At 69.7% G+C, this 10,894-nt stretch carries 13 protein-coding genes; 9 read left to right on the top strand and 4 right to left on the bottom strand.

The features are described from left to right. Positions 1-194: 194 nt before the first annotated feature. Positions 195-974: a DUF2127 domain-containing protein gene (locus DY245_RS24900; protein ID WP_128509462.1), complete on the bottom strand. Its 780-nt coding sequence runs from the start codon at positions 972-974 to the stop codon at positions 195-197. A gap of 461 nt (positions 975-1,435) precedes the next feature. Here DY245_RS24900 and DY245_RS44630 point away from each other — a divergent pair, with 461 nt between their 5' ends. The 4 genes from DY245_RS44630 (at position 1,436) to DY245_RS24885 (ending at position 4,002) form a co-directional block, all read left to right on the top strand. Continuing rightward, positions 1,436-1,600, top strand: a complete 165-nt coding sequence (locus DY245_RS44630; RefSeq protein ID WP_181923851.1) for a hypothetical protein — start codon at positions 1,436-1,438, stop codon at positions 1,598-1,600. A 53-nt stretch (positions 1,601-1,653) separates the two neighbouring features. Then, complete coding sequence (locus DY245_RS24895; protein ID WP_128509461.1) at positions 1,654-1,947, top strand: Dabb family protein; 294 nt, start codon at positions 1,654-1,656, stop codon at positions 1,945-1,947. 220 nt (positions 1,948-2,167) lie between these two features. Next, the gene (locus DY245_RS24890) at positions 2,168-2,977 is read left to right on the top strand and encodes an RNA polymerase sigma factor SigF (RefSeq protein ID WP_030084976.1); all 810 of its coding nucleotides are present in this window, start codon (positions 2,168-2,170) and stop codon (positions 2,975-2,977) included. A gap of 188 nt (positions 2,978-3,165) precedes the next feature. Next, on the top strand, positions 3,166-4,002 hold the full coding sequence (locus DY245_RS24885; RefSeq protein ID WP_026169669.1) for an RNA polymerase sigma factor SigF: 837 nt from the start codon (positions 3,166-3,168) through the stop codon (positions 4,000-4,002). 116 nt (positions 4,003-4,118) lie between these two features. Here DY245_RS24885 and DY245_RS24880 read toward each other — a convergent pair whose 3' ends face one another. Next, positions 4,119-4,589 (bottom strand): MarR family winged helix-turn-helix transcriptional regulator, encoded by a 471-nt coding sequence (locus tag DY245_RS24880; protein WP_128509460.1) that lies wholly within the window; start codon positions 4,587-4,589, stop codon positions 4,119-4,121. Between the two features lie 94 nt (positions 4,590-4,683). Between DY245_RS24880 and DY245_RS24875 the strand changes: the two genes are divergently transcribed. From DY245_RS24875 to DY245_RS24865, 3 genes are all read left to right on the top strand, one after another. After that, a complete protein-coding gene (locus tag DY245_RS24875; RefSeq protein WP_181923850.1) occupies positions 4,684-5,478 on the top strand; it encodes a hypothetical protein in 795 nt (264 codons plus the stop codon). A 261-nt stretch (positions 5,479-5,739) separates the two neighbouring features. Then, complete coding sequence (locus DY245_RS24870; protein ID WP_128509459.1) at positions 5,740-6,213, top strand: VOC family protein; 474 nt, start codon at positions 5,740-5,742, stop codon at positions 6,211-6,213. Between the two features lie 156 nt (positions 6,214-6,369). Continuing rightward, positions 6,370-6,834, top strand: coding sequence for a MepB family protein (locus DY245_RS24865; protein ID WP_128509465.1), 465 nt, complete (start codon positions 6,370-6,372; stop codon positions 6,832-6,834). Between the two features lie 122 nt (positions 6,835-6,956). On the opposite strand, the gene DY245_RS24860 is transcribed toward DY245_RS24865, so the two are convergent. Then, positions 6,957-7,850: a D-alanyl-D-alanine carboxypeptidase family protein gene (locus DY245_RS24860; protein WP_128509458.1), complete on the bottom strand. Its 894-nt coding sequence runs from the start codon at positions 7,848-7,850 to the stop codon at positions 6,957-6,959. A gap of 255 nt (positions 7,851-8,105) precedes the next feature. Between DY245_RS24860 and DY245_RS24855 the strand changes: the two genes are divergently transcribed. Then, on the top strand, positions 8,106-8,834 hold the full coding sequence (locus tag DY245_RS24855) for a DUF4232 domain-containing protein (protein ID WP_128509457.1): 729 nt from the start codon (positions 8,106-8,108) through the stop codon (positions 8,832-8,834). 14 nt (positions 8,835-8,848) lie between these two features. On the opposite strand, the gene DY245_RS24850 is transcribed toward DY245_RS24855, so the two are convergent. Next, on the bottom strand, positions 8,849-9,415 hold the full coding sequence (locus tag DY245_RS24850; RefSeq protein ID WP_244943237.1) for a MarR family winged helix-turn-helix transcriptional regulator: 567 nt from the start codon (positions 9,413-9,415) through the stop codon (positions 8,849-8,851). Between the two features lie 67 nt (positions 9,416-9,482). Between DY245_RS24850 and DY245_RS24845 the strand changes: the two genes are divergently transcribed. Continuing rightward, positions 9,483-10,826 carry an amidohydrolase family protein gene (locus DY245_RS24845; RefSeq protein ID WP_244943236.1) on the top strand — a complete coding sequence of 448 codons (1,344 nt, stop codon included), beginning with the start codon at positions 9,483-9,485 and terminating at the stop codon, positions 10,824-10,826. The last annotated feature ends 68 nt before the right edge of the window (positions 10,827-10,894 follow it).

Here is a 10,894-nt window from a genome sequence, read left to right as displayed (position 1 = left end):
CGGTGTCCGTACCGCGGCCGGCCGCCGCTGCCGGTGCGACGGCCGCGGCCAGCAGGCCGATCAGCAGCGCCAGCACGACGGCCGGCCGGCGCCGGGTCATGGGCGCAGCGGGGCGCGCGGTGGCGTACGACGAATCGGACTCGGGCCGTGCGGAGTTCATGGGCATTGTTCGGTCCCCCCTTTGGGTCGTGCGTTCAGCCATTATGGGCCGCGGCGGCCACCCCGGCGGAGGTCTCGACCTCCAGGAGGGAGGCGCTGTGGCGCTCGGCGTCGAAGGCCGCGCGGCCGCCCCGTAGCCCGAACAGCCGCTTGGTGACCGCGATGTAGAGCACCGCGAGGATGTTGATCACCAGCGTGGCGATCTTGAGCCAGCTGACCTTCTCCGTCAGCTCGTAGATCTCCAGCGGCAGGAACGCCGCCGTCGCCACCACCGTCAGATACTCCGCCCAGCGCTTGGCGCGCCACAGGCCCACGCCCTCGATGATCTCCACCAGGGCGTACGCCAGCAGCAGCGCGGCCACCAGCATCAGGGTGGAATGGCGGTAGCCGAAGGTCTTCTGGATGGTGCCGACGACCGGTGAGTGGTCCAGGTCGTAGTGGAAGTGGCGGGCCACCGGGCGGATCACATCGAGGTTCTCGTCGAAGAACCGGCGGACCGCGTCCTTACGGTTGCTGAACTGCCAGACGCCGATCGCGGCCAGCACGATGAACACTCCGCGCACCGCTCGTTCGACGGCCAGGAACCGCAGGATGAACAGATCGCGCAGGACCTTGCCGCGCGGGACCAGCGGGGCGTCGGCGGCCGGCCCGGAGCCGTGCGGGTGGCCCAGGGCGAAGTCGCCGCAGCGCAGACAGCGCCAGGCCTCGCCGAGAGCGGTGGCCGCGCGCAGCTTCTCCCGGAGGTGCTCCTCGTGCGGGAGGTAGGTGATGTGCCCGCGGCGCGCGCAGGTACGCCGGTCCCAGTCGATCTTCATCGTTGGAGCCCGTGGTCCTTTCGTCGTCCCACGCGGCCGTCCGCCGCGCCGCGGCGCGCTGCCGCGCTCCGATCTGTCGCGTACATGATGCATGCCTGCCGGGCGGTGGCCGCGCCGTACGCCGGGCCGTACGCCGAGCCGTACGAGGTGACAGACGCGAGGGCGGTTCCGGACGGTTGCACCGGGCACGACGGAGCCCCGGCGGCGGGCCGGAGCCCGCGGTGAGGCCCTGGTCCGGGCCCGGCGGCCTCAACAGGCGGGCGAAGGAGCACCCTTGGCGGGCCTTTGGTCCATGAAGTCCGGATCGGTGCTCGCGCCCGGCGGGGCGGCGGGCGAAGCGTCCGGCGAGCCGGTCCCGCGGGCGCGGCTCCCACGATCGAACACCTGTGGTTACACTCGCCCGACGCAGCCGGGAGCTGCGGGGATTGCCGTAAGGGACTGCCGTAGGGGAGACGGGGACGATGGCGCAGGCGAAGAAGATCGCGTTGTACATGATCATCGTCTTCGTGCTGTACACGATCATCACCTCCCCGCAGCGGGCCGCCGACCTGGTCCAGATAGGCTTCGAGGGCATCTCGTCCGCCGCCCAGGGCGTCGGCGAGTTCATGACCCAGCTGATCCACTAGGGACCGGCCGCCCTGGCGGGCCCCCGGTGGTCGCCCGCCGCACGGAGGCACCTGTGATCCGCCACCTGGTCCTGTTCAAGCTCAATGACGGTGTCTCCCGCGACGAGGAGCGGGTGCAGGCCGGCGCCCGCGCGTTCGCGGCGCTGGAGGACGAGATTCCGGAGCTGACGTTCTGGGAGAGCGCCTGGAACATCACCGACCGGCCCATCGCGTACGACTTCGCGATCAACTCGGCCGTGGCCGACAAGGACGCCCTCACGCGCTACCTGGAGCACCCGGCCCACCAAGCGGCCGCCGCCCAGTGGCGCGAATTTGCCACCTGGGTGATCGCCGACTACGAGGTCTGAGTCGCGGCGCTCCCACACCTTCCGCGCAGTGCCCCTCGCCCCCACGGGCGGGGGGCTTTGCCATACCCCCGGGCCCGCCCCACCACCCGCCTGCCGTTCATACCTTCCCCGGCCACCCAACTCTCTGTTCAACACGGCGTTATGGGGTGCTTGCACACAGTGCACATGTCTTGTGATGCTATGACCGCTTTTGCCGGATACATGCACTGTGAAGGGTGGCGTGACCGTGACGGCCCGTACTGCGCCCAAGGCTCCATCCCGCGAGAGCCGGAGCGCGGACACGCGGGCGCTCACGCAGGTGCTGTTCGCGGAGCTGACGGACCTCGAACCCGGCACCCCCGAGCACACCCGCGTCCGTGCCGCACTGATCGAAGCCAATCTGCCGCTGGTCCGCTATGCCGCGGCGCGCTTCCGCAGCCGTAATGAGCCGATGGAGGACGTCATCCAGGTCGGCACCATCGGCCTGATCAATGCGATCGACCGGTTCGATCCGGACCGGGGCGTCCAGTTCCCCACCTTCGCGATGCCGACCGTCGTCGGCGAGATCAAACGCTACTTTCGAGACAATGTCCGCACCGTCCATGTGCCGCGCCGCCTCCACGAGCTGTGGGTGCAGGTCAACGGCGCGACCGAGGATCTGACGGTGCTGCACGGCCGCTCCCCCACCACCGCCGAGATCGCCGAGCGTCTGAAGATCGGCGAGGACGAGGTGCTGGCGTGCCTGGAGGCCGGCCGGTCGTATCACGCCACATCCCTGGAGGCCGCCCAGGAGGGCGACGGCCTGCCCGGCCTGCTGGACCGCCTCGGATACGAGGACCCGGAGCTGGCCGGCGTGGAGCACCGCGACCTCGTACGGCACCTCCTCGTCCAGCTGCCCGAGCGCGAGCAGCGGATCCTTCTGCTGCGTTACTACAGCAATCTGACGCAGTCGCAGATCAGTGCGGAGCTAGGGGTGTCGCAGATGCATGTGTCCCGGCTACTGTCGCGGAGCTTCGCCCGGCTGCGATCCGCAAACAGGATCGAGGCCTAACCGGGACGGGCTACCCGTCCCCGCTCAGCCTGCGCAGATATGTCGACATGGCGCTACAGCGTGTTGCCGACATGTGACATTCTGCAGGAACCGCGTTTGCCGTAGCGCTGCCTCCGGTATTCAGGTGGAGGTATCACTCCTCGGTCCACCCCGGCCCGGGGATGCCGCAGCGACCTCAAGGGGGTGGCATGTCCGTAGAACTGGGCAGCTCGAAGGTGCTTCCCGCGATTCCCGCGCCCGCACCGCACGTGCATGACGACGACGCCATCAACACCCGCACGCTCTCCCGCTCCCTGTTCCTGCGGCTGGCCTCGCTCGACAAGGACTGCGCGGAGCGTACGTACGTCCGTGACACGCTCATCGAGCTCAACCTCCCGCTCGTGCGCTACGCGGCCGCTCGCTTCCGCAGCCGCAACGAGCCGATGGAGGACATCGTCCAGGTCGGCACGATCGGTCTGATCAAGGCGATCGACCGTTTCGATTGCGAACGCGGGGTGGAATTCCCGACGTTCGCGATGCCGACCGTCGTCGGCGAGATCAAGCGCTTCTTCCGCGACACGTCATGGTCGGTGCGGGTACCGCGCCGGCTCCAGGAGCTCCGGCTGGCCCTCACCAAGGCCAGCGACGAGCTCTCCCAGAAGCTGGACCGCTCCCCGACCGTCCCCGAACTCGCCCTGTGCCTGGGGGTGTCGGAGGAAGACGTCGTCGACGGACTGGCCGTCGGCAACGCGTACACCGCCTCCTCCCTCGACTCCCCCTCCCCCGAGGACGACGGCGGCGAGGGCTCCCTCGCGGACCGCCTCGGCTACGAGGACAGCGCGCTGGAGGGCGTGGAGTACCGCGAGTCCCTCAAGCCCCTGCTGGCCAAACTCCCGGCCCGTGAGCGCCAGATCATCATGCTGCGCTTCTTCGCCAACATGACGCAGTCCCAGATCGGCGAGGAGGTCGGCATCTCCCAGATGCATGTCTCCCGCCTTCTCACCCGCACCCTGGCGCAGCTGCGCGAGGGCCTCATCTCCGACTGAGGAACGGTCCGCCGAGGGGCCGTACGACGCTCCGTGCCGCTCGGCGGACAGTTGTTGAGAATCAGGACCCACTTCACCTCTGTGAGCCGCGAGTTCAGCGCGGCGTCAACACGTCATCAGCGCGGCATCGCCGTGCCGCCGGCATTGCGGATCATGCGCTGAAGGACCGTGAGCGCGGCCGCATACTCCTCGTCCGTGATGCCTTCATGGATCTCCGAACGCAGCTGGGCAACCAGCACCTTGGTCCGCTCCTTGGCCTCTCGTCCGGCGTCCGTGAGCGTCAGACGGCCGGCGCCGTCAGCGGTGAGCCAGCCCCGGTGCAGAAGGCTGTCGACCGCATGCTCCATCGCGTCCGGCCCCAGCTCCCCGAGGAACGCATCCAGCCGCGCACAGACTTCCGCGCGGGTGAGCCCCTCCGCGGACGCATCGACATGATTCAGCGTCCACCACTGCGGCTGAGAGATGTCCGTCCGGGCCATCGCGCCGCGGATGTGCCGGAGAAGCGCCTGGGAGGCCGCCCAGGTCCAATAGCCCACGGGCTGCGCCGCGAGGGCACCGACATCGGCCTGTTCGTTGTCTTTCGTCATGAAGAGGGACGCTAGGACCTCGATCAGACTTGAGGTCAAGAGCATCCCTCACCGACCTCTGTACACCTGACACTCCGTCAGCAACACTGGCCCGATGCGACGGACGACGACTGTTGCCTCCGCCTCGGCGGCCGTGCTGTGTCTGGGTGCCCTGCTGGCCGGCTGCGGCAGCGCGGCCGGAACGGGCTATGTCGCGGTGGGCGCGGCCGGCCCCGCCGACGGGCGCGCGCCGACGAAGGCGGTACCACCACAGGACGGCGTCGAGCTGACGCCGCTGGACGGCGACGGAGACCGCACAGCGCGTGGTGACGACGGAGGCGGCAGCGGTGGCCGTACGACTCCCGGCCGGCCCGGATCGGGATCCGTAACCCCGCAAAGCCCCGCCGGCCCCGGCGAATCCGCCGCCCCGCCCGGCCCCTCCGCGCCATCCACGGGCGCCGGCGAAGACCGGCCCACCAGGCCCACCAGGCCCAACTCGCCTTCCCGGCCGGGCACTTCCACCCCGTCGCCCGACTCCCCCGGCTCCCCCGGCTCTCCCTCCCCCGAGCCGCCCTCCCCCACCATCCCGGCCGGTCCGGACGCCCCCGCCGGCCTCCTGGTCGGCAAGCCCGGCCTCGCCGACACCGACGTCCGCTGGTGCGAGAAGGTCACCCTCGACTTCCTCAACACCGGCGACCACCCCGTCACCGCCGGCACCGTCACCTTCGGCACCCACATCATCGGCGCCCTCGGCATCGACTGGGCCACGATCACCTCCCCCCACAAGCTCCCGCTGCCCCTCGCCCCCGGCAAGAAGAAGACCGGCACCTGGCGGGTGTGCGTGGACGCCTGGCGGGTGCCGCTCGGTATGCATATCGACACCCGGGACGTGACCTTCACCTGGAAGTGACGAAGGGACGAGCCGGGCCCGCCGCCATGGGCCATGGGCCGCCGCGGCCGGAACGGTGGCGAGCGACGCCCGGAGTGCCTAGCGTCNGGGCCGCCGCGGCCGGAACGGTGGCGAGCGACGCCCGGAGTGCCTAGCGTCGAGACAAGGTCAAGACGAGGGTGTCGGACGCGGAGCGATGAGTTTCGCCCGGCGCAGCGGTCACTACAGACAGCGGTCCATCCGGGCACGAGGCCCACCCGCAGACCACGCCAGGAGAGTGCCATGCCCCAGATCACCCCCAACCTCTGGTTCGACACCGAGGGCAAGGAGGCCGCCGAGTTCTACTGCTCGGTGTTTCCCCACTCGAAGATCAAGAACGTCACCTACTACAACGAAGCCGGTCCCCGCCCCGCCGGCACCGTGCTGACCGTCGAGTTCGAGCTGGACGGCCAGCCGTACACCGCGATCAACGGCGGCCCGGAGTTCACCTTCAACGAGGCGGTCTCGCTGCTGATCAACTGCGCCGACCAGGACGAGATCGACTACTACTGGACCAAGCTCTCCGAAGGCGGCGAGGAGGGCCCCTGCGGCTGGCTGAAGGACAAGTACGGACTGTCCTGGCAGGTCGCCCCCGGCGGCATGGCCGAGATGCTGAACGATCCGGACCAGGAGCGTGCCGCCCGCGCCATGAAAGCCATGTTCGGCATGAAGAAGATCGACATCGCCGCACTACAGGCCGCGGCCGACGCGACGTAACGCACCGCCGACGCGTTCGACGGCCGGCGATGACAGGATGCGGGGGTGACGACAAACCGCCCGGATCCCTCCGCCGCACCCACCGCCGGTCCCGGTCCCGACCCCTGGCCGTCCGCGGAAGCGATCCACAGCGATCTTCTCGCGGCGAAGGCGCTGATCTACGACCCGAGCGGATTCAGCTGCTCGCCGCCGGTACCCGAGGCGGAGAGCGCCGAGTACGCGGCATACGGATTCACCCTGGACGACTCCTCCGTCCGGTTCCGGGCGGCCAAAACGACACCGACGAAGGTCGGTCAGTTCGTCACGGTGTGGAAGCGGTCGCCGGGAGGGCCGATCGAGCCGTTCGACGCCGCGGATCCCGTCGATCTCTTCGTCATCAGCTCCCGTGACGGCGACCACTTCGGGCAGTTCATCTTTCCGCGCGAAGTGCTCTGCGAGCGGAACGTCGTCTCAACGAACGGCTCCGGCGGGAAGCGCGGGTTCCGCGTCTACCCGCCGTGGGTCACGACAACGAACCGCCAGGCCCGCACCACGCAGGCGTGGCAGGTGCGGTACTTCCTCGACATACCGGCGGACGCGCCCATCGACGCGGCCCGCGCCCGGGCGCTCTACCACCCGTAGGCGCCGGCCGCCTTCGGAACGACGGCACACCCGACAGCAAAGACAGCAGAGACCGCAACGGCAAAGGGGCCTGCACACGACCGGTCGGTCGTGCGCAGGCCCCACGCCTGTGGCAGGTCGGGCTACTTCGCGAAGCCGTAGTCCATCAGCTTCTTCGCGTCCGCCGTGCGGTTGGCCACCGAGGAGGAGGCGAGGACCGTGCCGATGACGGTCTTGCCGTTCCGGGTCGCGGCGAAGACCAGGCAGTACTTGGCCTCCGGGCCGGAGCCGGTCTTGACGCCGATGGTGCCCGAGTAGGTCCCGAGCAGCGCATTGGTGTTCTCCCACGACATGTAGCGGTAGCCGCCGCTCTTCGTCGCGACCTTCTGCTTGGTCGACTTCGTCTTCACGACCGTACGGAACGTGGAGTACTTCATCGCGCTGCTGGCGAGCTTCGTCAGATCGCGCGGCGTCGAGTAGTTCGCACCGTGCCCTATGCCGTCGAACGAGTCGAAGTGCGTGTTGGTCAGGCCGAGGCTCTTGGCAGTGGAGTTCATCTTGCCGATGAACGACTTCACGCGCGCGTCCCGCGTGGTCCCGCTGCCGAACTTGTCGGCCAGCGCGTACGCCGCGTCGCAGCCGGACGGGAGCATCAGCCCGTAAAGGAGCTGACGGACGGTGACCTTGTCGCCCACGATCAGCCGGGCCGAGGACGCCCAGTCGTTCGCGACGATGTAGTCGCTGTACGCCTTCTGGACCGTGACCTTGGAATCCAGGTTGAGGTTCGGCTGTGCGAGCACCACCCGGGCCGTCATGATCTTGGTGGTGGAACCGGTCGACCGGCGGGTGTCGGCGGTCTTGGTGAACAAGGTCTTACCGGTGCCGTTGTTCATCACGTAGCCGCCCTGGGCGACGATCGAGGGCGTCGCGGGCGTGGCGGCCTGTGCCGGAGCGGCGAACGCCCCGGCCGACAGGACGGCTCCGGTCGTGAGGGCGACCGCGGACAGCCGACGAAGACGCTTGATGCCAGTTTTCAAAGTGAATACTCCAAATGACCCTGCAGTACGGCTACATGAGTCTGCCGCTTGCCGATGAGACGCATGAGACGGGCCAATGGATGTGCGCTCGGCAGAGGTTTTTTCAGATATCCCAGATATCCAGCTACCGAGGCCGGATACCTCCGGGACGTTAGTGAGGTGTTAGCTGATCACCAGCGGGGGCGGTCAGTGTGGTCTACACGGACCGAGGAACGGACCGGAGAACGGCACGCACCGACCACCAGGGGGACCCCGATGTCGCACCACAGCCTGCTCCGCCACGGCCGCAAGGCCGCCGTCGCCACCGTGATCGCGGCCGCCGCGCTCTCGCTGACCGCCTGCCAGAGCGGCAAGCCGGACGCCGCGGGAGCCCCGAGCGCCGCCGCATCCGCCGGCTCCGGCTCCGGTTCTGGCTCCGACTCGTCCGCGGCGCAGGGATCCGACACCCCGGCCGCCGGCCCGAAGGCCGGCCAGGGCTCCTCCTCGAACGGCTCGGGTGCTGCCGCACGTAACGGCTCGAAGGCCTCCAATACCTCCGCGAAGGGCGGTTCCGCCGCTCGCTGCACCACCGCCACCCTTCAGGCCGGCTGGGGCTCCTCGGGCGGCGGCGTCCCGGACATGCACGGCGATGCGCAGCAGACCGCCGCGGTGTGGCTGAAGAACATCGGCGGCCGCAGCTGCACCATCAGCGGCTTCCCCGGCGTCCAGATCAAGGGCACCGACGGCGGCTCCCTCGACCTGCCGCGTTCCTCGAAGAAGCCGGTCCCGGTCGTGCTCAAGCCGGGCGGCACGACGTCCTTCACCATTCGGCTGCTGCCCTCGGTCAGCAGCGAGGACAAGAAGGTCGAGCCGGAGATGGTGCTGATCACCCCGCCGAACGAGAAGCAGCACTTCCAGCTGAAGTGGCCCTACGGCGGCGCCATCCTGGACCAGTCCGGTGCCACCCACCCGGGCACCTTCGTCAACCCGGTCAACGTGCCCTGACCAGGCAGTACGCCTCAGGACCGGCTGCGGTTCCGTCCCGTACGGGTCGGGCGCGGGGCGGGGCGGCGACGGACGCCCACCTCGCGCAGCGCCCGGGTGGCCACGTTCACGGCCGCGGGGGAGGCGTCCGCGAAGACGGCCTCGTGGGCCTCCGCATTGGCGCGGACGGCACGCTCGGCGGTGGTCACACCGTCCGCTGTCAGCCGGATCATGGTGCTGCGGCCGTCGTCCTGTGAGGGCTCGCGGACGACCAGGCCGCGGTCGGCCAGATGGTTGATGACGTTGCTGGTGCCGCCGGAGGACAGCAGCAGGGCGCGGGCCAGTTCATTGGGCTTCATCCGGTACGGCTCGCCGGCCCTGCGCAGCGCTATCAGGATGTCGAACTCGGCGACCGTCAGGCCGAGTTCGGGCAGCACACCGCGGGTGGCCTCGTCCAGTGCGCCGGCGAGCAGCACTATGCGCTTCGACAGCTCGGTCGTCGGGCGGAGCACATCCGGCAGCTCGGAGCGCCAGGCGCCCATCAGCGCGTCGACGGGGTCGGGTCCTGGGTCGGGGGGTCCTGGGGTGGGTCCTGCGGTCACATCAGGAGAATAATTCAGCACCGTGATAGCTTTCTACAAAGCCTTTCCAGAAAGCTATCTTCCGAGCGTGCTGAGGGAGACCGCCATGGGGACCGCGCACCACCACCCACCGCGCCTGCTTCTGCGGGGCGGCCTGGTCATCGACACCGACCCGCATCCCGTCGTCCACCCGCACACCGATGTCCTCGTCGAGGACGGCCGGATCGCGGCCGTGGGCACCGCGCTGCCCCTCGACGACGCCGACCCGGACCTTGAGGTGATCGACGCCCGCGCGCTGATCGTGCTGCCCGGCTTCGTCGACACCCACCGGCATCTGTGGCAGGCGGTCCTGCGGTCAGCCGCGGTCGACGAGAGCCTCGACGGCTACCTCGGCCGGATCCTCGGTGATCTCGCGGCCCGCTTCACCCCCGCCGATGTGTACACCGGGAACCTGCTCGGCGCGCTGGAGTGCCTGGACGCGGGGATCACCACCGTCCAGGACTTCTCGCACGTCCAGTACTCGCCGGAGCACAGCGCGGCCGCCGTACAGGCGCTGCGCGAGGCGGGCATCCGCGCCGTCTTCGGCTACGGCTACCCCGTCTTCGACGACGCCGCCCGCCGCGCCGACTGGGTGCGCCAGGTGCACGCCGAGCACTTCGCCTCGCGCGATGCGCTGGTCACGATGGCCCTCGCCCCCGTCGGCCCGTCCTTCGCGCCGGACGAGGCCGTACGGGAGGACTGGCTGCTGGCCCGCGAGCTGGGGATGCGGATCGCCGTCCATGTGCAGGCCGGGCCGGTGGCACAGCGGCCGATCGCCGCGCTCCACGAGCAGGGGCTGCTCACCGCCGGCACCCTGTACGTGCACGGCAATTCGCTGCCCGACTCCGAGCTGCGGCTGATCGCCGACTCCGGCGGCGCGGTGGCGATCACCCCGGCGATCGAGGCCTCGATGCGCTTCGGCGCCCCGATGGCGGGGCGGCTGCGCCGGGCGGGCATCACCACGGGGCTGGGCGCGGACGCGGTCACCTCCGCGCCGAGCGATATGTTCTCGCAGATGCGCGCCGCGTTGATGAGCAGTCACTTCGACGGTGACAACGGCTCCGGGGCGTCCCAGATCAAGGCGGCGGATGTGCTGCGACTGGCCACCGCCGAGGGTGCCGCGGCCCTCGGGCTGGCCGACGAGGTGGGCTCGCTGGGCATCGGCAAGCGCGCCGACCTTGTGCTGCTGCGCGCCGACGCGATCAACCTTGCCCCGGTCGCGCACGACCCGATCGGGGCCGTGGTGACCGCCGCGCACCCCGGGAACGTCGATACGGTCCTGGTGGCCGGGCGCCCGGTCAAGCGCAACGGGCGGCTGCTGTACGAGGAGCTCGGCGGCGTACTGACGGAGGCGCACCGGGCCGCGGAGCGGCTGGGGGCGCCGCTTCCCTAGATGAATGAGTCCGATGTTCTCAGTGGTCGTAGGCGATCAGGGATCGTTTGGTCTTGGCGCCGGTGGTC

Origin of the sequence: Streptomyces inhibens, from assembly GCF_003389455.1 — a bacterium.
Lineage (GTDB): Bacteria > Actinomycetota > Actinomycetes > Streptomycetales > Streptomycetaceae > Streptomyces > Streptomyces inhibens.
This window is presented reverse-complemented; position numbering and strand designations above follow the sequence as displayed.

What these genes read in the sequence shown, in the direction of transcription:
- DY245_RS24900 (WP_128509462.1), bottom strand. Translation starts at nt 974, where the DNA reads ATGAAGATCGACTGGGACCGGCGTACCTGCGCGCGCCGCGGGCACATC.
- DY245_RS44630 (WP_181923851.1), top strand. Translation starts at nt 1,436, where the DNA reads ATGGCGCAGGCGAAGAAGATCGCGTTGTACATGATCATCGTCTTCGTG.
- DY245_RS24885 (WP_026169669.1), top strand. Translation starts at nt 3,166, where the DNA reads ATGTCCGTAGAACTGGGCAGCTCGAAGGTGCTTCCCGCGATTCCCGCG.
- DY245_RS24880 (WP_128509460.1), bottom strand. Translation starts at nt 4,589, where the DNA reads ATGACGAAAGACAACGAACAGGCCGATGTCGGTGCCCTCGCGGCGCAG.
- DY245_RS24875 (WP_181923850.1), top strand. Translation starts at nt 4,684, where the DNA reads ATGCGACGGACGACGACTGTTGCCTCCGCCTCGGCGGCCGTGCTGTGT.
- DY245_RS24870 (WP_128509459.1), top strand. Translation starts at nt 5,740, where the DNA reads ATGCCCCAGATCACCCCCAACCTCTGGTTCGACACCGAGGGCAAGGAG.
- DY245_RS24855 (WP_128509457.1), top strand. Translation starts at nt 8,106, where the DNA reads ATGTCGCACCACAGCCTGCTCCGCCACGGCCGCAAGGCCGCCGTCGCC.